19 protein-coding genes and 1 tRNA gene are annotated in these 24,595 nt (G+C 66.2%); 11 read left to right on the forward strand and 9 right to left on the reverse strand.

The genetic code is table 11. From position 1 onward, the window contains the following. Positions 1–7: 7 nt before the first annotated feature. Positions 8–931 (reverse strand): bifunctional methylenetetrahydrofolate dehydrogenase/methenyltetrahydrofolate cyclohydrolase, encoded by a 924-nt coding sequence (locus ACP69V_RS06190; RefSeq protein ID WP_426023099.1) that lies wholly within the window; start codon positions 929–931, stop codon positions 8–10. Between the two features lie 92 nt (positions 932–1,023). Between ACP69V_RS06190 and ACP69V_RS06195 the strand changes: the two genes are divergently transcribed. The 3 genes from ACP69V_RS06195 (at position 1,024) to ACP69V_RS06205 (ending at position 4,737) form a co-directional block, all read left to right on the forward strand. Continuing rightward, a complete protein-coding gene (locus tag ACP69V_RS06195) occupies positions 1,024–2,913 on the forward strand; it encodes a PPC domain-containing protein (RefSeq protein WP_426023100.1) in 1,890 nt (629 codons plus the stop codon). A 4-nt stretch (positions 2,914–2,917) separates the two neighbouring features. Beyond that, positions 2,918–3,949, forward strand: a complete 1,032-nt coding sequence (gene fni, locus ACP69V_RS06200) for a type 2 isopentenyl-diphosphate Delta-isomerase (protein WP_426023101.1) — start codon at positions 2,918–2,920, stop codon at positions 3,947–3,949. A 215-nt stretch (positions 3,950–4,164) separates the two neighbouring features. After that, positions 4,165–4,737, forward strand: coding sequence for a manganese efflux pump MntP family protein (locus ACP69V_RS06205; RefSeq protein WP_426023102.1), 573 nt, complete (start codon positions 4,165–4,167; stop codon positions 4,735–4,737). Between the two features lie 4 nt (positions 4,738–4,741). On the opposite strand, the gene hutH is transcribed toward ACP69V_RS06205, so the two are convergent. Genes hutH through hutG form a run of 4 tightly spaced genes read right to left on the reverse strand, consistent with a single transcriptional unit; the run spans position 4,742 to position 9,670 of the window. Next, positions 4,742–6,268, reverse strand: coding sequence for a histidine ammonia-lyase (hutH, locus tag ACP69V_RS06210; protein WP_426023103.1), 1,527 nt, complete (start codon positions 6,266–6,268; stop codon positions 4,742–4,744). Positions 6,269–6,292: 24 nt separating this feature from the next. Beyond that, the gene (locus tag ACP69V_RS06215) at positions 6,293–7,141 is read right to left on the reverse strand and encodes a bile acid:sodium symporter family protein (RefSeq protein ID WP_426023104.1); all 849 of its coding nucleotides are present in this window, start codon (positions 7,139–7,141) and stop codon (positions 6,293–6,295) included. A gap of 52 nt (positions 7,142–7,193) precedes the next feature. Further along, positions 7,194–8,855: a urocanate hydratase gene (gene hutU / locus ACP69V_RS06220; protein WP_426023105.1), complete on the reverse strand. Its 1,662-nt coding sequence runs from the start codon at positions 8,853–8,855 to the stop codon at positions 7,194–7,196. After that, positions 8,852–9,670 carry an N-formylglutamate deformylase gene (gene hutG, locus ACP69V_RS06225; RefSeq protein ID WP_426023106.1) on the reverse strand — a complete coding sequence of 273 codons (819 nt, stop codon included), beginning with the start codon at positions 9,668–9,670 and terminating at the stop codon, positions 8,852–8,854. Before hutG ends, hutU begins: the two co-directional genes overlap by 4 nt. A gap of 77 nt (positions 9,671–9,747) precedes the next feature. On the opposite strand from hutG, the gene ACP69V_RS06230 reads away from it, so the two are divergent. Genes ACP69V_RS06230 through ACP69V_RS06245 form a run of 4 tightly spaced genes read left to right on the forward strand, consistent with a single transcriptional unit; the run spans position 9,748 to position 16,154 of the window. Continuing rightward, on the forward strand, positions 9,748–11,124 hold the full coding sequence (locus tag ACP69V_RS06230; RefSeq protein WP_426023107.1) for a formimidoylglutamate deiminase: 1,377 nt from the start codon (positions 9,748–9,750) through the stop codon (positions 11,122–11,124). Continuing rightward, on the forward strand, positions 11,121–11,846 hold the full coding sequence (gene hutC / locus ACP69V_RS06235) for a histidine utilization repressor (RefSeq protein ID WP_426023108.1): 726 nt from the start codon (positions 11,121–11,123) through the stop codon (positions 11,844–11,846). Before ACP69V_RS06230 ends, hutC begins: the two co-directional genes overlap by 4 nt. Beyond that, positions 11,843–13,054 carry an imidazolonepropionase gene (gene hutI / locus ACP69V_RS06240; protein WP_426023109.1) on the forward strand — a complete coding sequence of 404 codons (1,212 nt, stop codon included), beginning with the start codon at positions 11,843–11,845 and terminating at the stop codon, positions 13,052–13,054. The genes hutC and hutI overlap by 4 nt, the downstream gene beginning before the upstream one ends. A 37-nt stretch (positions 13,055–13,091) precedes the next feature. Continuing rightward, complete coding sequence (locus ACP69V_RS06245; protein ID WP_426023110.1) at positions 13,092–16,154, forward strand: class I SAM-dependent DNA methyltransferase; 3,063 nt, start codon at positions 13,092–13,094, stop codon at positions 16,152–16,154. A gap of 391 nt (positions 16,155–16,545) precedes the next feature. Here the strand turns inward: ACP69V_RS06245 and ACP69V_RS06250 are convergent, their stop codons facing one another. Further along, positions 16,546–16,923 carry a response regulator gene (locus ACP69V_RS06250; protein ID WP_426023111.1) on the reverse strand — a complete coding sequence of 126 codons (378 nt, stop codon included), beginning with the start codon at positions 16,921–16,923 and terminating at the stop codon, positions 16,546–16,548. Continuing rightward, entirely contained in the window at positions 16,920–18,434 is a 1,515-nt protein-coding gene (locus ACP69V_RS06255) for an HWE histidine kinase domain-containing protein (protein ID WP_426023112.1), read from the reverse strand. Before ACP69V_RS06255 ends, ACP69V_RS06250 begins: the two co-directional genes overlap by 4 nt. Positions 18,435–18,551: 117 nt before the next feature. Between ACP69V_RS06255 and ACP69V_RS06260 the strand changes: the two genes are divergently transcribed. Next, positions 18,552–20,072, forward strand: a complete 1,521-nt coding sequence (locus ACP69V_RS06260) for a carboxylesterase/lipase family protein (RefSeq protein ID WP_426023113.1) — start codon at positions 18,552–18,554, stop codon at positions 20,070–20,072. Positions 20,073–20,078: 6 nt separating this feature from the next. On the opposite strand, the gene gor is transcribed toward ACP69V_RS06260, so the two are convergent. After that, entirely contained in the window at positions 20,079–21,461 is a 1,383-nt protein-coding gene (gor, locus tag ACP69V_RS06265) for a glutathione-disulfide reductase (RefSeq protein WP_426023114.1), read from the reverse strand. 221 nt (positions 21,462–21,682) lie between these two features. On the opposite strand from gor, the gene ACP69V_RS06270 reads away from it, so the two are divergent. From ACP69V_RS06270 to ACP69V_RS06280, 3 genes are all read left to right on the forward strand, one after another. Further along, the gene (locus ACP69V_RS06270; protein WP_426023115.1) at positions 21,683–22,198 is read left to right on the forward strand and encodes a Dps family protein; all 516 of its coding nucleotides are present in this window, start codon (positions 21,683–21,685) and stop codon (positions 22,196–22,198) included. 145 nt (positions 22,199–22,343) lie between these two features. Continuing rightward, entirely contained in the window at positions 22,344–22,634 is a 291-nt protein-coding gene (locus ACP69V_RS06275) for a hypothetical protein (protein WP_426023116.1), read from the forward strand. 48 nt (positions 22,635–22,682) lie between these two features. Next, positions 22,683–22,767 (forward strand) — tRNA-Leu (locus tag ACP69V_RS06280). Positions 22,768–22,927: 160 nt separating this feature from the next. Here the strand turns inward: ACP69V_RS06280 and ACP69V_RS06285 are convergent. Then, positions 22,928–24,502, reverse strand: coding sequence for an amino acid permease (locus ACP69V_RS06285; RefSeq protein WP_426023117.1), 1,575 nt, complete (start codon positions 24,500–24,502; stop codon positions 22,928–22,930). Positions 24,503–24,595: the final 93 nt, after the last annotated feature.

Consider the following 24,595-nt stretch of genomic DNA (forward strand, 5'->3'; position numbering starts at 1 on the left):
AAATGCATCAAGCGTCCAATGGCTCCGGTTGGATATTGTTGATGCGGCAGGCCGCCGAATAGGTGTTGGCCAAGAGACAGGCGATCGTCATGGGGCCGACGCCGCCCGGCACGGGGGTGATGCGACCGGCGACCTCGACCGCCTCCTTGAAGGCCACGTCGCCGACGACTCGGGTCTTGCCCTCGGCGGCCTTGGCCGGATCGGCCGAGGGGACGCGGTTGATGCCCACGTCGATGACGGTCGCGCCCGGCTTGATCCAGTCGCCCTTGATCATCTCGGGCCGACCGACGGCGGCCACCAAAATGTCGGCGCCACGGCATACGTCGGGCAGGTCGCGCGTGCGGGAATGGGCGACGGTCACGGTGCAGCTTTCGCCGAGCAGAAGCTGGGCCATCGGCTTGCCGACGATGTTGGAGCGGCCCACGATCACGGCGTTCAGGCCCGACAGGTCGCCCAACTGTTCTTTCAGCAGCATCAGGCAGCCCAGAGGGGTGCAGGGCACTAGGCCTGGCAGGCCGACGGCCAGACGACCCGCATTGACGACGTGGAAGCCGTCCACATCCTTGTCCGGGGAAATGGCGTCCAGCACCACCGAGGCGTCGATGTGGGCGGGCAGGGGCAGTTGCACCAGGATGCCGTGGATGCCCGCATCCGCATTCAGCTGGGCGATCAGGGCCAGCAGGTCGTCCTGGCTGGTGGTGTCGGCCAAACGGTGCGTGTCGGATCGCATGCCGGCGCGCAGGGTCGTTTCGCCCTTGTTGCGCACATAGATCTGGCTGGCGGGATCCTCGCCGACGATGACGACGGCCAGACCGGGTTTGACGCCGTGTGCGCTCTCCAGTCGGGAGACGGCCGCGCCGACGCGCTCCACCAGGGCGACCGAGAAGGCCTTGCCGTCGATCAGGGTCGCAGGCGTGGATTGGGCCGACATGGCAGCTCCGTCTGGCGGGAAATGAGGATGGCGGCGATTTACAGCCGTCACGGTTCGGCGTCTATGATCCGCGTCCAATGCTGGAGGAATTCATGAATCGTCCGTCTCTTGTCGCCGCAGTAAGCACCGTCGCCCTTCTCTGGGCCGCCGCGCCGGCTTTGGCCCAGGACGCCCAGCCCTTGCGGATCGGCGCGACGGTGAACGGCGCCCTGACGGACGCAGACGGCAAGGCGACGGACGACGAATATCGTTATGACGACTATCGGTTCGACGCGCGGCCTGGCCAGCGACTGGAAGCCATTCTGAGGTCCGACGCCTTCGACGCCTATCTGGCTGTCTATGCGGACGGCGCCGAGGGCGAGCCGCTGGCGATCGACGACGACGGTCTGGAGGACGGCACGAACTCGCGTCTGCGTTTCACGCCAGAGCGGGCGGGCGCCTATGTCCTGCGGGCCAGGACGTTGAGCGGGCTGGACGGCGGCGACTATCGCCTGTCGCTGCAGGAACGCCCGGCCGCGCCGCGTGCCCCGCGACCCGGCGGCATCCGCGTCGGCGCGACCCAGAGCGGTGAACTGACCGCACGCGATCCCGAGCAGGAGGACGGCGGTCGCTACGACGCCTACGCCTTCCGCGCCAACGCCGGTGATCGATTCGTCGTGACCCTGGATTCCGAAGCCTTCGACCCCCTGGTGCGGGTCGGGCGGATGAACGGTCCCGACTTCGTCGAGATCGGCTCCAACGACGACGCGCCCGGCGGCGGGCTGAACGCGCGCCTGACCTTCACAGCGCCGACGGCGGGCGAATATGTGATCCGGGCCACGTCGCTGGAAGACGGCCTGGGCCGGTATGAGGTGGGTCTGGCCGAGGCGCCGCCCGCCGCGCCGTCCAAGCCCATCGCCATGGGCGACGAGATCAAGGGCGAACTGGGGTCAGACAGCGCCGTGAACGACGGCGGCCAGCGCGCCGACACCTATCGCTTCACCGGCACGAACGGCCAGCGCGTCGCCATTGAGATGAAGTCCAGCGACTTCGACGCCTATCTGACCCTACGTCGCGCGTCGGACGATACCGTGCTGGTCGAGGATGACGACGGCGCCGGATCGGGAACGGATGCCCGCATCGCCCGCACTTTGGACGCCGACGGCGACTACATCATCGAGGCGCGCGGATTCAGCGACGAGGCGGAGGGCGACTATACGCTGAAGCTGACCGAAACCGCGCCGCCGCCTCCGCCCACGCCGGCGACCCTCGGGCAGAAGGTCGAGGGCGAGATCACGGACGAGGATCCTCAGGGCGACGACGGCAAACGCTATGATGCCTATGTCTTCACCGGGACGGAGGGACAGCGCGTCCAGGCGATCCTGCGCTCGGGTGACTTCGACGCCTATCTGGAGATTGGCGAGGTCGGGGATACGTTCGAAGCCTTGGCCAGCGATGACGACGGCCTGGCGGAAGGCACGGATTCGCGCCTGAACTTCACCCTGCCTTCGGCTGGCGACTATGTGGTGCGGGCCTCGCCGCTGGATTCGGAAGGCAAGGGGCTTTACTCGCTCGAACTGCTGGATCGCGGGCCTGAACCCAAGCCGGGCAGTCTGCTGGTCGGCGGAACCGTTCGCGGAACCCTGTCCAACAGCGCGGCGCTCAGCGACGAAGGCGCCTATTTCGACGCCTATAGGTTCCAGGCCAAGAAGGATGAGAAGCTGCGGATCTCCATGGTCTCGAACGCCTTCGATTCCTTCATCGACCTGGGTCAGGTCGATGACGACGGCGACTTCTCCAGCCTGGCCACCGACGACGACAGCCTGTCTGACGCCCACGCCAAGCTGGATTGGACCGCGCCGGACGACGGCTGGTATCTGGTGCGCGCCCGCGCCTATGGCCCCAACCAGACAGGCGCCTATGCCCTGACGGTGGAGCGTCAGCCGGCTGGAGCGTCGGCCGTCGCCCACGATGAGGCGCCCATCGTCGTGACGCCGAAATAAGGCGATGACCGACGCCACCCCGCCAAATCGCAAGGATCAGCACCTGGACGTGGTGCTGGCCGGGCGCGGCCGACACGCGCGCGACGCGGGTTTCGACCGGGTGCATTTCGTCCATGAGGCGCTGCCGGATCTGGATCACGACAAGATCGACCTCGGCGCCGACTTCCTGGGCAGACGGCTGAAGGCGCCGTTGCTGATCAGCGCCATGACCGGCGGACCGACGCGCGCCGAGGCGATCAATGCGCGCCTGGCCGAGGCGGCCCAGCATCTGGGCATCGCCCTGGCCGTCGGCTCGCAGCGCGCGGCGGTCGAAGGCGGGGCGGCGGGCGGCCTGGACCGGACGCTGCGTCGTCGGGCGCCGGACACCTTCATCCTGTCGAACATCGGGGCCGCCCAGTTGACGCGGGGCTTTGGGCTGGAGGAAGCCCGGCGGGCGGTCGAGATGATCGACGCCGACGCCCTGGTCGTTCACCTGAACCCGTTGCAGGAAGCCTGTCAGCCCGAGGGCGACCGCGACTGGTGGGGCGTCGGCGCGGCGCTGGAGGCTTTGGTCCGCAAGCTGGAGGTTCCGGTCGTCGTCAAGGAGACGGGGGCGGGCCTGTCGGGCCACACGGCGCGGCGACTGGTGGACATGGGCGTGGCCGCCGTGGACGTCGCTGGCGCTGGCGGTTCCAACTGGGGGCTGGTCGAGGGCGAGCGCGCCGTCGATCCGGCGGACAAGGCCCATGCCGCGGTCTTCGCCGACTGGGGCACGCCGACGGCGCACGCGTTGGTGGACGTCAGGCGCGCCTGTCCGGAGGCCGTCATCATCGGATCGGGCGGCGTGCGAAACGGCCTGGATGTCGCCAAGGCGATTCGTCTCGGCGCGGATGTGGCGGGGCAGGCGGCGGGCGTTCTGGCGGCGGCGACGCTCTCGACCGAGGCGGTCGTTGATCATTTCCAGCTGGTCATTCGACAGCTGAGAACCGCCTGTTTCTGCACCAACTCCGCCAATCTGGCGGCCCTGAGACGGGCGCCGCTGCACCCCTTAGACTGATCTGCACGGTTGCCAATCCTTCGGCGCCGCGTGTAGAGGACCGCCTCCTGTTGGGGAGTAGCTTCCGACGTCGAGACGTCGGGATCGTGTCAACACACTCGCGTTTCGGCGCGTGGCGCGATCAGCGGACCATCACCGCCTAGCGAGACCAGCGCGTTCCACCGCCGCACCGGCCGGAGTGGAGCCGCTGTCTTGCGTCCGGTCGAGTGCAGTCCATGACCCCAGGAACAATCGCCATTCTGTCCCTCAGCATGTCCACGGACGCCTTTGCGGCCGCCGTGGGACGCGGGGCCTCGCATCGTCCGGCCGTGAAGGACGCGATCAAGGCGGGGCTGGTGTTTGGGGTCATAGAGGCGATCACGCCACTGATCGGCTGGGGGCTGGGCATCATCGCGGCGGGGCTGGTCGAGAAGGTGGATCACTGGATCGCCTTCACGCTTCTGCTGATCGTCGGCGGCAAGATGATCTGGGAAGGCGCCAAGCCACGCGATGCGCAAGACGACGCGCCGCCGCGCCGGTCCGGCCCCTGGGCCCTGATCGCCACCGCCATCGGCACCAGCATCGACGCGGCGGCCGTTGGCGTGGGTCTGGCCTTCATCGGCGTGAACATCTGGGTGATCGCCGCCTCGATCGGCTTCACCACCTTCGTCCTGACCACCGTCGGCATGCTGATCGGCAAGGCCGTGGGAACCCGGTTCGGCAAGTCCGCCGAGATCGTCGGCGGCGTGGCCCTGATCGGCCTGGGCACCGCGATCCTGCTGGAACACCTTGGTATTCTGGGCGGCTAAGCCGTCAGGCCGAGGGCAGGAGGTCTGCGGCGAAGGCCCGATAGCGACCGGCGCGCACGCCGTCTGTCGCGCGAGCGATGTCGGGCGCGAAATAGTGGTCGCTGGTATAGGGGGCGGCCGCCTCTCGCACGATGGCGAAGACCTGTTCCAGGGCGGGGGAGCTGGTCAGCGGACGATGGAATTCCAGCCCCTGCGCCGCCGCCAGCAGTTCGATGCCGACGACCGTCGCCGTGTTCTCGGCCATGTCCAGCAGGCGGCGCGCGCCGTGGGTGGCCATGGAAACGTGGTCCTCCTGATTGGCGCTGGTGGGCACCGTGTCCACGCTGCACGGATGGGCGACCATGCGGTTCTCGGCGATCAGGGCGGCGGCGGTCACCTGGGCGATCATGAAGCCGGAGTTCAGGCCGCTTTCCTTGACCAGGAAGGCCGGCAGTTCGCTCATCTTGGGATCGACCAGGATGGAGGTGCGCCGCTCGGAGATATTGCCGATCTCGCACAGGGCCATGGCGATCTGATCGGCTGCAAAAGCAACGGGTTCAGCATGGAAGTTGCCGCCTGAGATGACGTCGCCGTCCTCGATGAAGACCAGCGGATTGTCGGTCACGGCATTGGCCTCGCGTTCCAGCGTGGCGGCGGCGGTATTCAGCACATCCAGGATCGCGCCCATGACCTGGGGCTGGCAACGCAAGGAATAGGGGTCCTGAACCTTGGCGCAGTCGTCCCGGTGACTGTCGCGGACAGCCGAGCCGGTCATCAGTTCACGCAGGCGTGCGGCGACGGCGATCTGGCCTGGCTGACCGCGCAGCGCATGGATGCGGGCGTCGAAAGGGGCGTCGGAGCCCTTCAGCGCATCGACTGACAGGGCCCCGGCCGCGATGCCGGCGGCGAAGACCGCCTCGGCCGCGAACAGACCGGCCAGGGCCAGCGCCGTCGAACACTGGGTGCCGTTCAGCAGGGCCAAGCCTTCCTTGGGGCCGAGCGTCAGGGGCGTCAGACCGATCTTGGCCAGGGCCGCTTCGGCCTCCAGCGTCTCGCCGTTCAGCCGCGCCTCGCCCACGCCAATCAGGACGCAGGACATATGGGCCAGCGGGGCCAGGTCGCCCGAGGCGCCGACCGACCCCTTCGACGGAATGCAGGGCAGGACGTCGGCATTGACCAGGGCGATCAGCGCCTCCAGCGTCTCACGGCGTATGCCGGACGCGCCGCGCGACAGGCTGGCGATCTTCAGCACCATCAGCAGGCGGGTCACCGCGTCGGGCAGCAACGGCCCGACGCCGCAGGCGTGGCTGAGCACCAGGTTGCGCTGAAGCGTTTCCAGATCCTCCGGTGCGATGGAAGTGTTGGCCAAGAGGCCGAAACCCGTATTGACGCCATAGACGGTGCGGCCCTGAGCCACGATGTCGGCGATTACGGTCGCGCCCCGGTCCACGTCGGTCCAGGCGGCGGGCGCCAGTTCGACGATGACAGGGCCGTCGAGAACGGCGCGCAACTGGGCGAGGGTAAGGGGGGATTGGCCGAGGATAAGGGGCATGTCTGCTTCTTTTCTGGCTGCGGCTCAGCCGGGCCGCCGTGAAATCCACAGGCCGAACAGCGCAGCGATGGGGAACATCAAGACGCCATAGACCGCCGCGGGCAGCGACATTTCCGGCTGCTGCAGCACGCCTTGGGCGATGACGATGGCGAGGGTGGCGTTGTGGATGCCGACCTCGAAGGCGCTGGCCACCGCCTGGGACTTTTCGATCTTCAGCAGGCGCGGAACGACGTAGCCGACCGTCAGGCTCAGGACGCAGAAGACGATGGCGATCCCACCCAGCAGCAGGACGTTGGCCGCCAGCAGGTCGAAGCTGCCGGCGACCGATCCCAGGATCACGAGAACCAGGATCGCCACCGAGGCGATGCGCACCGGCTTGTCCATGGCCTTGGCGAAACCGGGTTTAAGCGCCCGTACGGTCATGCCCAGCGCGACCGGCGCGAGAACGATCAGGAACACCTCCAGCGTCTTCTTGAACTGCAGGCCGACGCTGAGGTCGCCCGGCTGGAACCAGGCGATGGCCAGGTTTGTGATGACCGGCAGGGTCACCACGGCGATCACCGAATTGATCGCCGTCAGCGAGATGTTCAGCGCCACATCGCCCCGGAACAGGTGGCTGTAGAGGTTGGCGGTCGTGCCGCCGGGCGACGCCGCCAGCAGCAGCATCCCCACCGCCAGGATGGGCGGCAGGCGGAACAGAAGCACCAGGGCGAAACAGATGGCCGGCAGTAGCAGCAACTGACAGCCCAGGGCGACGGCGGCCGCCCTGGGCTGTTTGGCCACGCGCACGAAGTCGGCGGGCGTCAGATCCAGCCCGAGGCCGAACATGATGATCCCCAGGGCCAGAGGCAGGGCGACGGCGGCGAATTCCATGCGGCTTTCCTCGAAGTCGGGGCGGGCTGTCGATCAGCCCTGAAATACTGGATCAGGCGAGGCTGGGAAGGTTGAGTTCGTGCTCACGAGCGGCGGCCTTGGCGATATCGTAGCCGGCGTCGGCGTGGCGCATGACGCCGGTGGCGGGGTCGTTCCACAGCACCCGCTCCAGCCGACGGGCGGCCTCCGGCGTGCCGTCGGCGACGATGACGACGCCCGAATGCTGGGAATAGCCCATGCCGACCCCGCCACCGTGGTGCAGCGACACCCAGCTTGCGCCCGAGGCCGTGTTCAGCAGGGCGTTCAGCAGGGGCCAGTCGGACACGGCGTCTGAGCCGTCCAGCATGGCCTCGGTCTCGCGGTTCGGGCTGGCGACCGATCCGCTGTCCAGATGGTCGCGGCCGATGACGATGGGGCCGGACAGTTCGCCCGACGCCACCATCTCGTTGAACATCAGGCCTGCGCGGTGGCGATCACCCAATCCGATCCAGCAGATTCGGGCCGGAAGCCCTTGGAATGCAATCCGTTCTCCAGCCATGTCCAGCCAGCGATGCAGGCCGGCGTTGTCGGGGAAGAGCGCCTTCATCGCCGCATCGGTCTTCCTAATGTCGTCGGAATCGCCGGTCAGGGCGGCCCAGCGGAACGGGCCGATTCCCCGGCAGAACAGCGGGCGGATATAGGCGGGGACGAAGCCAGGGAAGTCGAAGGCGTTGGTTACACCGGCATCGAAGGCGACCTGGCGGATGTTGTTGCCATAGTCGGTCGTCGGGATGCCCATCGCCTGGAAGGCCAGCATCGCCTTGACGTGTTCGACGATCGAGGTGCGCGCGGCGGCGGCGACGCTGTCAGGGTCGCTGACGCGCTTGTCTTCCCACTCGGCGACGGTCCAGCGGGAGGGCAGATAGCCGTTGATCAGGTCATGAGCACTGGTCTGGTCGGTGACCAGATCGGGGCGAATGCCGCGCCGAACCATCTCAGGTAGGACATCGGCTGCATTGCCTAACAGCCCGACAGATATAGGTTTTCCCTTTAGTCTGGCGTCTTCGATCATGGCCAAAGCCTCGTCCAGCGTCTCGGCCATGACGTCGAGGTAGCGGGTCTTCAGCCGCATCTCGATCCGGCTGCGCTGGCATTCGATGGCGAGGCAGGAGGCGCCGGCCATGGTCGCGGCCAGGGTCTGGGCGCCGCCCATGCCGCCTAGGCCCGCCGTCAGGATCCACTTGCCCGACCAGTCGCCGCCATAGTGCTGGCGGCCGGCCTCCATGAAGGTCTCGTAGGTGCCTTGGACGATGCCCTGGGTGCCGATGTAGATCCACGACCCGGCCGTCATCTGGCCGTACATCATCAGGCCCTTGCGATCGAGTTCGTTGAAATGCTCCCAGGTCGCCCATTTGGGCACCAGGTTGGAGTTGGCGATTAGCACGCGTGGGGCGTCGGCATGGGTCCGGAAGACCCCGACCGGCTTGCCCGACTGCACCAGCAGGGTCTCGTCGGCTTCCAGTGTCTTCAGCGTCTCGACGATCCTGTCGAAGGCGGCCCAGTCGCGCGCCGCCTTGCCGATGCCGCCATAGACGACCAGATCCTGGGGCCGCTCGGCCACCTCGGGGTCGAGGTTGTTCATCAGCATGCGCATGGCGGCTTCGGCCGCCCAGGTCTTGGCGGTCTTTTCCGGGCCGCGCGGGCTGCGGACGATCCGGGCGTTGGGCGTGTTCATCTCTGGCTCTCGGCGAAGGCGATGCAGGCGGTCAGCACGCGGCGCAGATGTCTCCGCATCGGCTCGGCGCGTTCGGGTTCGTAGGGGCTGGGCCAGTTGTCCGGCGACACGGGTCCTGATGGATCGAGGATGTAGCCCCGGTCCGCCAGCTCCATCTGGATGGCGTGGACGCCGGTCTCGGGCCGGCCATAGTGGCGCGTGGTCCAGCCGCCCTTGAACCGGCCGTTGACGACCAGGCTGGCGCCACTGACGGCGGAGGCGGCCTCAACGGCCTGGGTCAGGTCTCCGGCGCAGGTCACGCCCTCGTTGTCGCCGATGTTGAACTGAGGCAGCTCGCCCTCGAACAGGCGCGGCACGATCGAGCGGATCGAGTGGGCGTCGTAGAGGACGACAGGGCCGTTGATACGCAAGCGGTCCAACTGGCTTCGCAGTGCGGCATGATAGGGATCGAACCAGGTCGTGCGTCGCTCGGCGATTTCGTCCGCGTCGGGCTCCTGGCCAGCCCGATACAGCGGCTCGCCGTCGAAGGTTTCGGTCGGACACAGGCCGGTCGTGGTCATGCCGGGATAGAGGGAGACGCCCGACGGATCGCGGTTCACGTCGATGACGCTGCGGGACACGCCGGTGCGCACCAGGGTCGCGCCCATGTCGACGGCGAAGTCATACAGCCGATCCACCCACCAGTCGGCGTCCTTGCGCGCCAGCCAGGGGGAGGTCATCCGCGCCTCGATGGCGGCCGGAATGTCGGTCCCCGTGTGCGGCAGGCCGATCACCAGCGGCGCCGAACCTTCATGCACGGTCAGCCAGTCCTGCATCCGTTCGGCCTCCCTCGCCAAATCGATCCGTCGTGGTATGTCTAGACATATTGATCGCAACACGACGGACCTGTCCAGTGACCCTTCAGCCGCAGCCCGTGGATCGCACCCTCTGGTTCGAGGCGGCCCTGCTGCCGGATGGCTGGGCGCGAGATGTGCGGATCGGCGTAGCGGACGGGCGAATCGCCAGTCTGGAAACAGGCGTGGCGCGAGCCTGCGACGACCAAGGCGGGGGCGTCGCCTTGCCGGGTATAGCCAATGTCCACAGCCATGCCTTCCAGCGGGCCATGGCTGGTCTGACCGAGGCTCGCGGGCCGTCTGACGACGACTTCTGGACCTGGCGCGAACTGATGTACCGCTTCCTCGACCGAGGCGGGCCGGAAGAGATCGAGGCCATCACGGCCCTGGCCTTCATGGAAATGCTGGAAGGCGGCTTCACCCGCGTCGCCGAGTTCCACTATCTGCACAACGACCCATCGGGCGCCGCCTATGCCGATCGGGCCGAGATCGCTGCGCGGATCGTGGCGGCGGCGCAGGCGACCGGGATCGCCCTGACGATGCTGCCGGTCTTCTACGCCCATGCCGGGTTCGGGGGGCAGCCGCCGTCGCATGGACAGCGACGCTTCATCAATCATCTGGACGGGTTCGCCGATCTGGTCTCGCGATGCCGCGCCCTGACCGCCGATATGCCGGACGCCGTGGTCGGGGTGGCGCCGCATAGCCTGCGCGCCGTCAGCCCGGACGAACTGGCGGCCATGCCGGCGCTGGCGGGCGACGGGCCTATCCACATTCATGTCGCCGAACAGACCAAAGAGGTGGACGACTGCCTGGTCTGGTCGGGCGCGCGGCCGGTGGAGTGGCTGCTGGGCAATGCGCCGGTCGATCCGCGCTGGTGCCTGATCCACTCGACCCACGTGACCGAGGCTGAGTGGCGGGGCGTTGTCGCGCGCGGCGCCGTCGTCGGCCTTTGCCCGATCACCGAGGCCAATCTGGGCGACGGCGTATTCCCGGCGGCCGAGTTCACACGGGCCGGGGGGCGGTTCGGCATCGGCACGGATGCCAACGTCCAGATCGGCGTGGCCGAGGAACTGCGTATGCTGGAATACAGCCAGCGGCTGGCGCTGCGTGGGCGTGCGATCATGGCGGATGCGCAGCGCTCGACGGGCCGCGCCCTGTTCGACCGCGCGCTGTCCGGAGGCGCCCAGGCAACGGGCGCGGCGTCGGCTCTGAGCGTCGGGGCGTCGGCGGACATCGTATCGCTGGATACGAGCGGTGTCGCCTTCGCCGGACGGTCGGGCGATGCATTAGTCGACAGCTGGATCTTCGGCGCGCCGACGGGCTCGATTTCGTCGGTCTGGCGCGCGGGGCGCGAGGTCGTGAAGGACGGCCGGCATGTGGCTCGGGTCGCCATCGAGGCGCGCTATCGCCAGGCGCTGGCGACGGTGCTGGGATGAGCCTTCATCGCCGCATCTACGCCGATCTGGAGGGGCGCATCCTGTCCGGCGATCTGTCGCCCGGCGACCGGATTCCGTTCGAGCACGAACTGACCGAACTTTACGACTGTTCGCGCATGACGGTGTCCAAGGCCATTTCCGAACTGGCGGGGCGGGGGCTGGTGACGCGCCGTCGCCGAGCCGGCACCTTCGTCGCCCAGCCCAAGGCGCATGCCGCCGTTCTGGCCATTCCCGACCTGCGGGCCGAGGTGATCGAGCGAGGGCAGGCTTACGCCTATGCCCTTATGGAGCTGATCGAGCGCGAGCCGGAGGGCGCGGACGAGATCGAACTGGCTTCGGGCGGCCGTCTGCTGGACCTGACCTGTCTGCACAGCGCCGACGGCGCGCCGCTGGCGCTGGAGCATCGGCTGATCGCCTTGAGCGCAGCGCCGCAAGCTACAGATGTTGATTTTCAGACGGTTCCGCCGGGAAGTTGGCTGCTGGACTCGGCCCCCTGGACCGAGGCCGAGAACCGCATCTCGGCCATCGCGGCCGACGCCCGCGCCGCACGTCTGCTGGAACTCAAGCCCGGCGCGGCCTGCCTGTGCGTCGAGCGGCGGACGTGGCGGGACGGGCAGGGGGTGACGCGGGTCTGGCAGACCTTCCCCGGCGACCGCTACGATCTGACCGCACGTTTCTCGTCAGCCCATTCACTCATTCTGGCCAAGGAGCCCCGCCGATGAAGGCCGACCGTCTGCTGATCGACTGTCACGTCGCCACCATGGTCAAGGGGCTGGTTCCCTACGGCGCCATTCAGGACGCGGCCGTGGTCATCGCCGACGGCCGGATCGCCTGGGTAGGGCCGCGCGCTGATCTGCCCGCCGTAGACGCCACTGAGACTGAGCGGCTGGACGGGCGCTGGATCACGCCGGGCCTGATCGACTGCCATACGCACCTTGTGTTTGGCGGCGACCGGTCGGCCGAGTTCGAGCAACGACTGGGCGGGGCGACCTATGAGGAGATCGCGCGCGCAGGCGGCGGCATCGTCTCGTCGGTCAAGGCCACGCGGGCGGCGTCGGAAGACGACCTGTTCGTCTCGGCCATAACGCGGCTGGCGGGGCTGAAGGCCACCGGCGTGACCACCGTCGAGATCAAGTCCGGCTATGGGCTGGATCGCGAGACGGAGCTGAAGATGCTGCGCGTCGCTCGCCGGATCGGACGCGAAGGCGGGGTGCGCGTCCGCACCAGCTATCTCGGCCTGCACGCCGTCCCGCCCGAATATCGCGACGACCGCGCCGCCTATGTCGATCTGGCCATCGACGACATCCTGCCCGCCGCCCATGCCGAAGGCCTGGTCGATGCAGTCGACGCCTATTGCGAGCCCATCGCCTTTTCGACCGACGAGGTGTCGCGCCTGTTCGACAAGGCGCGCGCGCTGGGCCTTCCGGTCAAGCTGCATGCCGACCAGTTGTCGAACGGCGGCGGCGCGGCCCTGGCGGCCCGCTATCAGGCCCTGTCCGCCGACCACATCGAACATGCGACCGAAGACGGCGTCGCCGCCATGGCCGCCGCTGGCGTCGTCGCTGTCCTGCTGCCCGGCGCCTATTTGATGCTGCGCGAGACCCAAACGCCGCCCGTCGATCTGCTGCGCCGCCACGGTGTGCACATGGCCGTCGCCACAGATTGCAACCCCGGCACCTCGCCCGTCGCCTCCATGACCGCCGCGCTGAACCTCGCCTGCGTCCAGTTCCGCCTGACTCCTGAAGAGGTTCTGGCCGGCGCGACACGTGAGGCCGCGCGGGCGCTTGGGATGCTGGACGAGATCGGGACCGTGGAGATCGGCAAGGTGGCGGACCTCGCGATCTGGGACATCTCTCGGCCGGCGGAGCTTTGTTACTGGCTGGGCAAGCCTTTATGCGCGGCGAGTTATTGCGGAGGTTTGCGCCTATAGATTGCGTTGTGACGTCGAATAACCTTAGATTGTTTCCATGCAGGGGAAACAATCAGACGATGTCGAGGCCTTCGTCGCCCACTGGTCGAGCGTCCCGATCAGCGAGAGGGCCCACTACCAGACCTTCATCATTCAGTTGTGTCGCCTGATCGGAGCGCCGGCGCCGGATGATGAACGGACCGGCGACCTGGACTACTGCTTCGAACGGCCGGTTCGGTTTCGGCATGACGACGGGTCGAGCCAAGCTGGCTACATCGACTGCGCCAAGCGGGATTGTTTCGTGCTGGAGGCGAAGCAGTCGCAGAAGAGGCGTGAGGGCGGGCCGTTCGATCCGGTCGTTCAACTGGCTCTGTTTTCGCGCTCCCCAACCAAGTCACGTGCGCCTTCGCAGGACGCGCTGGATCGGCTGATGCGGACGGCCAAGCGTCAGGCCGAGAACTATGCCAAGGCGCTGGATGAATGGCCGCCGTTTCTGGTGATTGTGGACGTCGGGCGATCGATCGAGCTTTGGTCTGACTTCGCGCGTCAGGGCAAGATCTACGCGCCCTTCCCCGATCGTGCAGGTTATCGGATCACCCTGGATCAGCTTCGCTCGCCCGAGGTGATGGACCGCCTGCGCCGGGTCTGGACAGAGCCAATGTCGCTGGACCCGGCCGCCAAGGCGGCCGAGGTGACGACGGCCATCGCGTCGCGGCTGGCCTGGCTGGTGAGATCGATCAACAACCGACGGCAGGTTGGGCTGGACCGGGTGGACGCTTCGGCTCAGGCCGAAAAGACGGCGCTGTTCGTCATGCAGTGCATCTTCGCCATGTTCGCTGACAGCGTACGGCTGATCGACGCGCGTGGATTCCTGGGGCTGCTCGAAACCTATCGCTCCAAGGCCGAGCGATTTCACGATGCCGCCCGGATATTCTTCAGGACGATGGATGAAGGCGGCCACTGCCTGGCGACGCAGGAGCGTATCCGGCGGTTCAACGGCGGGCTTTATCACCGCGTGGACCCGATCCCGATCACAGAAGACGAGTTGTCGGCGCTGATCGCAGCGGCGCGATGCGATTGGGCCAATGTCGAGCCGGCGATCTTCGGCGCCCTGCTGGAGCAGGCGCTTGATCCAGCGGAACGCGCCGAATTGGGCGCCCACTACACGCCGCGCGCCTTTGTGGAGCGCCTGATCGAGCCGACGATCATGGAGCCGTTGCGCTCGGATTGGGAGGCGGTCGAAGCCCAGGCCATCGGCCTGTATCTGAACGGTGATCCCTTGGGTGCGCGTCGTCTGATCCGTGGCTTCCACGAACAGCTGTGCAAGGTGCGCGTGCTGGATCCCGCCTGCGGCACCGGCAACTTCCTCTATGTCGCCATGCGAATGATGAAGGAACTGGAAGAAGAGGTCGTCAGCACCCTGGGCGAGGTGGGCGAGCATCAAGGCATTCTGGCCCTGGAAGGCCATGTGGTCAGTCCCGAGCAGTTCTATGGGCTGGAGAAGAACGCCAACGCCGCCTGGATCGCCGAGATGGTCATGTGGATTGGCCATCTCCAGTGGCATTTCCGCGTGTCCGGCGACGCCATGCCCACCGAGCCGATCCTGAAGGACTTTCGCACCATCGAGCGCTCAGACGCGCTGTTGGAATATGCGCGTATCGAGATCGTTCGCGACGGCGCCGTTCATAGCCGTTCGTCGGACGGTGATCGCAAAGGACGGCCTCTGTTCGAGAGAGACAGGGAGCGTGAAACCGTCCGTTACGTCGACCCGCGTCCGAAGCCCTGGCCTCCGGTTCACTTCATCATCGGCAACCCGCCCTTCATCGGCGGCAAGGACCTGAGGCGCGAGCTTGGCGATGGCTATGTCGACGCCCTGGCGATGATCAGGGGCGGGCGGTTTCAGTCTGCGGATTTTGTGACGGCCTGGTGGGACCGCGCGGCCGAAATCCTGACTGAGCCCGGGTCGATCCTGCGACGGTTCGGCTTCATCACGACCAACTCGATCACTCAGACCTTCTCGCGTCGCGTGCTTGAGCATCACCTCGACAGAGATCCGCCGATCCGTCTGGCATTCGCGATTCCGGATCATCCCTGGGTGAAGGGCGTCGGATGCGCCGACGTTCGCATCGCCATGTCCGTCGCCGAGCGGGGCGAACCGGACGGGCAGGGGCGATGGCTGAAGGTCCGCGACGCGGAGGCGCTGACGTTCGAGGAAAGGCATGGCGACATCGGCGCCGATCTGATGCTGGACAGTCGGTTGACGCGGGTTGGGGCGTTGAAGGCCAATGCGGGTCTGGCCTATCGCGGCGTGCAGTTGATGGGGGCAGGATTTCAAGTCTCCCCGGCGAGGGCGAAGGCGCTGTTGTCGGGGTCGGACCCGCAGGCGCCGTGCCCGATTCGTGACTATCGCAACGGTCGGGATTTGGCCGACCGGCCGCGGGGCGTTCAGGTCATCGACTTCTTTGGCTGGGACGAAGGCGAGGCGCGGCGACGTCATCCGCTGCTCTTTCAGCATCTGTTGGAGACGGTGAAGCCGGATCGGGACCGCAACAACAGGGCCGTCTATCGCGATAACTGGTGGATTTTCGGTGAGCCGCGTCGCGATCTCCGAACCGCACTGGAAGGCCTGAACCGCTACATCGTCACTGTCGAGACGGCTAAACATCGCTGGTTTCGGTTCATGGATGCCTCCACCCTTCCAGACAACAAGCTGGTCGTGATCGCCAGCGACGATCCCTCCGTGTTGGGTGTGCTTTCCTCACGCCAACATCGGGCGTGGTTCGCCGCAAACGCGGGCCGAATCGGCGAATATGAGCGCGAGGCCGTCTATGTGAAGGGCGCCTGTTTCGACGCGTTTCCTTTTCCCGAGATGAAGGGAGATTTGGCAGCCGAGATCGGCGTGCTCGCCGAAGAACTGGATAGGCTGCGGTCCGACGTTCTGGGTCGCCACGCTGCGTTGACGATGACCGGATTGTACAATGCCCGGGCGCGGATGGGCGGCCAACCGCTGACGGAAGCGGAACGCGTCGCTCACGAAGCGGGATGCGTGGGTGTTCTGGATCACCGCACCAGCGGGTCGATCGGCTGGTCGCCCATGCCTACGGCTGGCCTGACGACCTGACGGACAGCCAGATCGTGGATCGCCTCATCGTGCTGAACCAGGTGCGTGCCGAACAGGAGGCGAGGGGGGAAATTCGTTTTCTTCGCGTGGGATACCAGGCCGGAAAGGTCAGGCAGGCGGAGCGGTGAAACCTGTTCAACCCAGCCTGCCGGCGCCGCGCGAGAAGATGTTCCTGCCAGAGGAACCCGGCGCTCTCGCCTCAAGCCTGCTCTCCCTCCTTCGCAAAGCCGGTGTCCCGATGCCGCCTTCAGCCCTGGTCGCCGAATTCGAGGGCAGCAGGCCACGGGCGCGCCGAATGATCGACCATACTCTGGCGGTTCTGGCTGTCGCGGGTTCTGTGCAACGCACCGACGTCGGCTGGTTCGCGCCGCGACGGATGCCGAGCTAGGGCTCAGGCCTGAGCGACGCCCATGGCCTTCATCAGGGCGTCGCGGATGGCGGCTTCGGTGAAGGGCTTCTGGATGGTGGGTTGGCCGCGCCATTCTTCGGGTAGGCCGCCTTCGCCATAGCCGGTCGAGAAGATGAACGGGATGCCGCGCGCCATTAAAGCCTCGGCCACCGGAAAGACCTGACGGCCCGCGACGTTCACATCGAGAAGCGCCGCATCAAGGTCTGCAGCGTCGCTAGCAAGGATCTCGCCCTCGTCGATATTCGATGCCGGGCCGACCGGTATGCAGCCCATGTCTTCGAGAATAGTCTCAAGCAACATTGCGACGAGCGACTCGTCTTCCACCACCAAGACGCGGCGGCCGTTCAGGGGGTGGTTCATGAGGCAGGCGTCCTGTCCAGCGGGATAGTGAGTTCCGCGATCAATCCGTCAGCCGCGTAGACCAGTTCTACCTCGCCCGCCAGATCATGGCGAATGTTTCGTTCAATCAATCGGCTACCGAACCCTCTTCTGTCCGGCGCCGCAACTTTCGGACCGTCCATCTCGCGCCAGATGAGCCGCAGCTTGCGATCTCGCTGGTCCGCCAGACCCCAGTCGATCAGCACCCGTCCGTCCGGCGTCGATAGGGCGCCGTATTTGGCGGCATTGGTGGCGAGCTCGTGAAAGATCATGCCCATCGAGAGGGCGACGGCCGGCTCCAGTCGGAGAGGGGGGCCGTTGAGGCTGATCTGAGAAGGGCCGAAAGCGGCCATCTCGTGGTCCAAGATTTCGCGCAGATCCGCGCCTTCCCAGTGGGTGCGCGTCAGCAGGTTGTGGGTGTGCGACAGCGCCATGATCCGGGACTGGAAGGTTTCTGCGAAGGTCGCGGGATCGTGGTGGGATCGGGCGGTCTGCACGGCGATCGATTGAACCGTGGCGAGGGTGTTCTTCACCCTGTGGTTCAACTCGTCGATCATCAACTTCTGGCGCTGCGCTGCCTGGACGTTCTCGGTCACCTCGTGACCCTGGACGAAGATGCCGGCCACCGCCCCCGTCTCGTCCCGCACGGGCTGATAGATGAAGTTGAGGTAGACCCCTTCCAACGGGCCGTCCGGCTTTCGCTGAAGCTCCACCAGGCTTTCCTGGCCCTCATAGGGTTCGCCCGTGACGAATACGTCGTCGAGGAATTCGTAGAAACCTTGGCCCGCCAGCTCCGGCAAGGCTTCGCGCACCGGCAGCCCGGCGATGTCGCGATGGCCGATCAGCTGGTGATAGGCGGCGTTGTGCATCTGAAAGACGTGGTTCGGCCCGGACAGGATGGCGACGAAGCCTGGGGCCTGCATGAACATCTCGACCAGTCGGTTGCGTTCATGTTCGAGCCGGCGGTTGTCCTCCTGAACCGACTTGGCGCGAGACCACACCGCCCCGCCCAGGATGGCGTCCAGAGCGCTGGTCGGCGCGGCGTCACGGCGATCGCGTTCGCGGGTCAGTTCGGTGATGTCGCTGGTATGCTGGAGGATGTAGACGACTTCGCCGTCGGTATTCAGGATCGGCGTATGGGTCGCGCTCCAGACGCGGTCCTCGAAAACCTCCGCGCCGTCCGGGCCGGGATGGCCTATGGAAAATCTCACCATGGCGAGATGATCGCGCTGGCGCGTGTCCCGCGCCTTTTCCATCGACGCCCGCACCTGACGCACGTTCTCCGGCGCCTCTTCGCCGGGCCCGGAGTCAAAGGCGGCGAACAGGGGCGTGCCGAGAATTTGATCCCGACGCGATGCGGTGACGTCGAGATAGGCCCGATTGGCCTCCACGATCCGAAGGTCCGGCGTCAGCAGGACATAAGGATTGGGCGAGGCGTCGAACGCCGCGTTTAGATCGACCCTCGGATCGTCCAGTTTAACCGTTTCGCCCAATGAAAGCCCCGCAATACTGTCGCCCTAACGCACGGGGCGGAGAAAAGTTCGCCGCCGTACGGTTTTGCGTTTGTCGATAGACATTGGCTCGCCCCAAGAATTTGCTAAGCACGGCGAATGACTTTGACCGGCGTCTTCGCCACCCTTGCGATCGTGATGGCCCAGCCCGAATCCCAGCCCCTTGTGCAGACGCAACAGGGTGTTCTCGCCGGCCGCGTCGAAGGCGAGGTGGCCAGCTTCAAGAACATTCCCTATGCGGCGCCTCCGGTCGCGGAGATGCGGTGGCGTCCGCCCGGCCCGGCGCCGATCTGGGAAGGGCAAAGAGATGCCTCGGCCTATGGCCATCTGTGCATCCAGGCGCCGCCCAACGGCGACCCGGGCGTCGGACCTCTGCCCATGAGCGAGGACTGCCTGAACCTGAACGTCTGGAGGTCGGTGGGCGGCGACCAGTCGGCGCCGGTCATGGTCTGGATTCACGGCGGTGGTCTGGTGAACGGTTCGGGGACCGCGCCGCTGTACGACGGGACCAATCTGGCCAAGCGCGGCATGGTCGTGGTGACGCTGAACTATCGGCTGGGACGACTGGGCTTCTTCGACCACCCGGCCCTGGCGGCCGAGCGGCCTGCGGGAGAGGAGGCCGGCAACTATGGCCTGATGGATGTCATTGCGGCGCTGAAATGGGTGCGAGCTAATATCGCCGCCTTCGGCGGCGACCCCGCCAATGTGACCATCTTTGGCGAGTCGGCCGGCGGCGCGATCGTCGCGCGCATGATGATCTCCCCGCCGGCCCAAGGCCTGTTCGATCGCGCCATCATCCAGTCGGGCCTGGGGCGCGAGTTGCAGACGCCGCTGGATCGCAAGGGGCCGCATGGCGCGCCGTCGGCGCGCGAGCGCGGCGAGGTCTGGGCCTATGGGGCGGGACTGCGAACCGCCGCCGATCTGCGCACTGCGCCGCCCGAGATGTTCCTGACGCCGCCGCCGGTGTTCGCCAATGGCGACCTGAGCCTGATCGACGGGCGGATCGTGCCGTCCACGGTCGAGGCGGCGTTCAAGGCGGGTCGCCAGGCGCCGGTTCCGCTGATTATCGGCACGAACAGCGCCGAGTTCTGGTGGATGCGGCCGACGGATCGCAACGGCTATGGGCAGATTGACGATGATATGACCTGGCTGGAGCGAGCCGACGCGGTCCAGGCCTATGGCGGGCTGGAGGCCTTCGACAGGCTGTCCATCACGGACCTGGTGTTCTCGGAGCCGGCGCGGATGCTGGCGCGGCTGCACAACAAGGCCGGTCATCCGGCCTGGCTCTACCGGTTCGACATCTCGTCGCCGCAAAACCCCGAGCCTCATGGCGGGGCCACCCACGCGATCGAGCGGCCTTATGTGTTCGGCACGCTGAACACCCTGCCGTATCCGGTCGAGGACCGGGATCGCCAGGCGTCTGAGGCCATGATCGGCTACTGGACCGCCTTCGCGCGTTCGGGCGATCCCAACGGCGTCGGTCGGGTCGAATGGCCGCGCGCCAGGGCAGGGGATACCCGACTGATCAACTTCGGCAACGCTGGGCCGACGGCGACGCCGGTTCCGTTCAGTGGGCGGCTCGATCTGCTGGAACGGTTCCGAGACCGGCCCCGTCCGTAAGGGGCGTCAGCCGGCCGAGGTGGCGTTCGACTGCTTCTCCTTCAGGGTGACCAGTTCCTCGGCCATGGTCGGATGGACGGCGCAGGTGGCGTCCCACTGGGCCTTGGTCAGGCCCGCCTTTACGGCGATGGCGGCGAGCTGAATCATCTCGGGGCTGTCGGGCCCGACGATATGGACGCCGACGACGCGCTGGCTGTCGGCGTTGACCACCAGCTTCATCAGAACCCGCTCGTCCGAGCCGGTGAAGGCGTATTTCATCGGGCGGAAGCGGGTGACGTAGACGTCCACGCCGTTGGAGCATGACCGGCGCGCCTCGGACTCGCTGAGGCCCACGACGCCGACCGGCGGCTGGCTGAAGACGGCGGTGGCGACGGCCTCGTAGTCGAAGTGCTGGGGGTTGTCCCGATAGACGGTCTGGTGGAAGGCGACCGCTTCACGGATGGCGACAGGCGTCAGGTTCATCCGGTCGGTCACGTCGCCAATGGCCCAGATACTTGCAGACGTTGTTTGCGAGTACGGATCGACCTTGATCGCGCCCTCGTCGTTTAACTCGACGCCGGCGGCCTCCAGACCCAAATCCTTGACGTGGGGGATGCGGCCGGTGGCGAACATGACCACGTCCGTTTCCAGCTTCATGCCGTTTTCGAGGTGGTTGACTAGGCCGGTGGCGGTCTTTTCGATCTTCTCGTGCTGGCAGCCCAGGATCACCTTGATGCCGCGCTTCTCGATCTCGCCGGCCAGGTGTGCGCGCACGTCGTCATCGAAGCCGCGCAGGATGTTGGGGCCACGATAGATCAAGGTGGTCTCGACGCCTAGACCGGCGAAGATGCCCGCGAACTCCACCGCGATATAGCCGCCGCCCGCAATCAGGATGCGCTTTGGCAGTTCAGGCAGGTGGAAGGCTTCTTCGGAGGTGATCGCATGTTCGATGCCGGGCAGGTCTTCAGGCTTCCAGGGACGGCCGCCGGTGGCGATCAGGATTTTCTCGGCCGTGAAGGTCTGGTTCTTGCCGATAATCTCGACCGTATGGGCGTCTTTCAACACGGCGCGGCCGTGGACCAGTTCGACACCCGCCTTGCCCAGATTGGCGGCGTAGATGCCGGACAGGCGCGCGATCTCGACGTCCTTGGCCTCAAGGAAGGTGGGCCAGTCGAACTTGGCGTTGTCGAAGGACCAGCCGTAGCCCTCTGCGATCTCCAGCGCGTGGCTGACCTCGGAGGCCATGACCATGAACTTCTTGGGCACGCAGCCCCGAATGACGCAGGTGCCGCCGACCCGGTATTCCTCGGCGACCGCGACCTTCTTGCCATCCAGCGCCGTCAGCCGCGCAGCCCGCACCCCGCCCGAACCGGCGCCGATGACGAAGAGGTCGTAGTCATAGTCGGCCATGGTGCGTATTCCGTTCAGCGAGGCTTTTGCATTTAAGCCGCGCCGCCGCAAATCCAAGTGCAACCACTCCGATCACGCCTGATCCACCTGGCGGCAGCTCGCAAAGGGCAGTCGGCCGATGCGTACGGAGGCGTCCAATGAACATTATAGATGCGCATCCGGGCTTCTTTTCGTGCGTTCTGCTACCTAGCTGGACAGCATCACAGCCAAGGAGATGGAACATGGTGACTGCACAAGAAAAGCGCCTGGCGCCGCTGAGGACGCCGACCGGCCTGTCGGAGGAGGCGACGCGCGATATTTCGGCCGCGCTCACCACGCTGCTGGCCGATACGTTCGCCCTCTACATCAAGACCAAGAACTTCCACTGGCACGTGTCGGGGCCCCATTTCCGCGATTATCACCTGTTGCTGGACGAGCAGTCGGCGGAAATCTTGGCCATGACCGATCCGATGGCCGAGCGCGCGCGCAAGATCGGCGGCACGACGTTGCGCTCCATCGGTCAGATCGCCAGGGAATCGCGCGTCGCGGACAATGACGCGGACTATGTCGATCCGCTGGACATGCTGGCCGAGCTTCGCGACGACAACGGCGAGCTGACCGCTCGGATGCGCGAGGTCCACGACCTCTGCGACGAACATAACGACATCGCCACCGCCAGCCTGCTGGAGAACTGGATCGACGAAAGCGAGAAGCGCGTCTGGTTCCTGTTCGAATCGGGTCGTCGCGGAAACGTCTGATTGAGGAACCGCTTCGCTTGCGTCGTCTTATGTATCGTCGATAGTCGATGCAGAGACGGCGCAGGAGAGGCGTGTGAGGCAGGGTTTCGTAATCGCTGGGATCGCATTGGCCGGGGTGCTTTCGGCCTCGCCGGCGTCGGCTGACATGTCCAAGGCGTTCGGCAATACGATCATTTCCCACTATCCGAACGGGCAGTGGGTAAAGCATTTCTTCGAGCCGGATGGGCGGTATACGTCGCAGTTCTCTGACGGGCGCAGGCTGAATGCGCGCTGGTCGGCCGAAGGGGAAAAGATATGTCTGAGCGGTTTCAGCCCGCGTCAGATCCTGCCGCGCTTTTGTAGTCGTGTGGTTGACGCCGATGTCGGCGACACCTGGCAGGCGCGCGATCCGCTGGGGCGGTCCATTCGCAACGAACTGGTGGCCGGGCGTCGCTGAGGTCTTGCTCTGACCGTCGTCACCCTCTAGAGGCGACGGCCTGCCCATGCGGATGTGGCGGAACTGGTAGACGCACTAGATTTAGGTTCTAGCGCCGAGAGGCGTGGAGGTTCGAGTCCTCTCATCCGCACCAAAGCAAAAAGGCCCCGGATCGCTCCGGGGCCTTTTCTTTATTGTTGGGCCTACCGCGCCCGGGCTGCTTGAGGCCGGTCTTCTGGCCTCCCCCCTACGGGCGACTTGAGGCCTAGTTACGGGGCCTGTCGCACTTGCGCGATAGGCCCCGTAACTTTCGCCTAGCGGATCGGCGGGACGGGCGGCGGCGGCAGGTCGCTGTCGGTCTCGTGGACTTCGATCCTGCCCTGTCCCAGGTGGCTCTTGCGATAGCCATACAGGAAGTAGATCACCAGGCCGATGCCGCCCCAGATCGGCAGCACCATCTTGGCGTCGTGCGGCAGGTTCCAGAACAGGAAGGCGCAGCCGAAGGCGGACAGGGGCGCGAAGACCCAGATGAATGGCGTGCGGAACGGACGCTTGCGGTTCGGCTCCTTGACCCGAAGGATCAGCACAGCCAGCGACACCATGAAGAAGGCGAACAGGGTGCCCGAGTTCGAGATGTCGGCCAGCTGACCGACCGGGAACAGGGCGCCGCCGATGGCCACCGCGATGCCGGTTGCGGCCGTCACGATATAGGGCGTCTTCCACTTGGGGTGGATCTTGGTCAGGCCTTCCGGCAGCAGGCCGTCGCGCGCCATGACGAAGAAGATGCGGGTCTGGCCGTAGATCATCATCAGAATGACCGAGGGCAGGGCCAGCAGGGCGGCGGTGCCCAGGGCGTTTCCGATCTGCGGATGACCGATCACGCGCAGGACGTGGGCCAGGGCCTCGTTGGAGCAGACCAGAGCCTCGGCGTTGGCCGGCAGGGCGCAGGCGGCGATGAAGGCCGCAGAGCCGGGTTGGACGGCTTGGCCTGCGGCGCCGAGCACCGGCTGTGCGCCGATGGCGCCCGCTGCACCCAGAGCGACCAGCAGATAGAAGACGGTGCAGATGGCCAGCGAGCCGATCAGGCCGATCGGCACGTTGCGTTGCGGGTTCTTGGTTTCTTCGGCCGCCGTCGAGACCGCGTCGAAGCCCACATAGGCGAAGAAAATGGAGGCGGCGGCGCCGACGATGCCCATGCCCGAAAACTCGCCGAACAGGCCGTTTGGCGCGAAGGGCGACAGGTTCGCCGTCTTGATCGCTGGCAGGGTGATGACGATAAAGACCGCCAGAGCCGCAACCTTAATGAGCACCAGCACGGCGTTGACGCGCGCCGATTCGGTCGTCCCCAGCATCAGCAGGCCGGTGACCAGCAGGGCCACGATGATGGCCGGGATGTTGACGATGCCGACCGAGAAGTCGGGCGTGGGAATGAAGCCGTTCATGGCCCAGGCGGGGCCGGCGGATAGGAGGTCAGGGAAGTCGAACCCTAACCCCTGTTCTATCAACCCCAGGACATAGCCCGACCAGCCGACCGAAACGGCGGACGCTGCGACAGCATATTCCAGGATCAGCGCCCAGCCGACCGTCCAGGCCAGCAGTTCGCCCATGACGGCATAGGTATAGGTGTAGGCCGAGCCCGAGACCGGGGCCATGGCCGCCAGTTCGGAGTAGCAGAGCGCCGCGACGGCGCAGACGGCGCCGGCGATGACGAAGCTGACCATCATGCCCGGACCGGCTTTTTGCGAAGCCGCAGCCGTCAGGACGAAGATGCCGGTGCCGATAATGGCCCCGATCCCCAGAAGCGTCAGTTGAATAGGACCAAGCGACCGATGAAGAGATTTCTTCTCGGCCGTGGCAAGGATCGCGTCGAGCGACTTAACGCGCCACATAAAATACCCCCACGGTTTTGATACAGCCCCTCGGCTGCTTGAGGCGGACGCTAGCGACGGATGAGGCGGCGCGCAACGCGCATGACGAGGGGG

It is taken from the genome of Brevundimonas sp. PWP3-1b1 (genome assembly GCF_049896065.1).
In the GTDB taxonomy this organism is placed as follows: Bacteria; Pseudomonadota; Alphaproteobacteria; order Caulobacterales; family Caulobacteraceae; genus Brevundimonas; species Brevundimonas intermedia_B.

Excerpts from the sequence above, each read along its gene's own strand:
- ACP69V_RS06190 (WP_426023099.1), bottom strand. The coding sequence starts at position 931 with ATGTCGGCCCAATCCACGCCTGCGACCCTGATCGACGGCAAGGCCTTC.
- hutG (WP_426023106.1), bottom strand. The coding sequence starts at position 9,670 with ATGCAGGACTGGCTGACCGTGCATGAAGGTTCGGCGCCGCTGGTGATC.
- ACP69V_RS06195 (WP_426023100.1), top strand. The coding sequence starts at position 1,024 with ATGAATCGTCCGTCTCTTGTCGCCGCAGTAAGCACCGTCGCCCTTCTC.
- hutI (WP_426023109.1), top strand. The coding sequence starts at position 11,843 with ATGAAGGCCGACCGTCTGCTGATCGACTGTCACGTCGCCACCATGGTC.
- gor (WP_426023114.1), bottom strand. The coding sequence starts at position 21,461 with ATGGCCGACTATGACTACGACCTCTTCGTCATCGGCGCCGGTTCGGGC.
- ACP69V_RS06270 (WP_426023115.1), top strand. The coding sequence starts at position 21,683 with ATGGTGACTGCACAAGAAAAGCGCCTGGCGCCGCTGAGGACGCCGACC.
- hutC (WP_426023108.1), top strand. The coding sequence starts at position 11,121 with ATGAGCCTTCATCGCCGCATCTACGCCGATCTGGAGGGGCGCATCCTG.
- ACP69V_RS06205 (WP_426023102.1), top strand. The coding sequence starts at position 4,165 with ATGACCCCAGGAACAATCGCCATTCTGTCCCTCAGCATGTCCACGGAC.
- ACP69V_RS06250 (WP_426023111.1), bottom strand. The coding sequence starts at position 16,923 with ATGAACCACCCCCTGAACGGCCGCCGCGTCTTGGTGGTGGAAGACGAG.
- fni (WP_426023101.1), top strand. The coding sequence starts at position 2,918 with ATGACCGACGCCACCCCGCCAAATCGCAAGGATCAGCACCTGGACGTG.
- ACP69V_RS06275 (WP_426023116.1), top strand. The coding sequence starts at position 22,344 with ATGTCCAAGGCGTTCGGCAATACGATCATTTCCCACTATCCGAACGGG.
- ACP69V_RS06285 (WP_426023117.1), bottom strand. The coding sequence starts at position 24,502 with ATGTGGCGCGTTAAGTCGCTCGACGCGATCCTTGCCACGGCCGAGAAG.
- hutU (WP_426023105.1), bottom strand. The coding sequence starts at position 8,855 with ATGAACACGCCCAACGCCCGGATCGTCCGCAGCCCGCGCGGCCCGGAA.
- hutH (WP_426023103.1), bottom strand. The coding sequence starts at position 6,268 with ATGCCCCTTATCCTCGGCCAATCCCCCCTTACCCTCGCCCAGTTGCGC.
- ACP69V_RS06215 (WP_426023104.1), bottom strand. The coding sequence starts at position 7,141 with ATGGAATTCGCCGCCGTCGCCCTGCCTCTGGCCCTGGGGATCATCATG.
- ACP69V_RS06260 (WP_426023113.1), top strand. The coding sequence starts at position 18,552 with ATGACTTTGACCGGCGTCTTCGCCACCCTTGCGATCGTGATGGCCCAG.
- ACP69V_RS06245 (WP_426023110.1), top strand. The coding sequence starts at position 13,092 with ATGCAGGGGAAACAATCAGACGATGTCGAGGCCTTCGTCGCCCACTGG.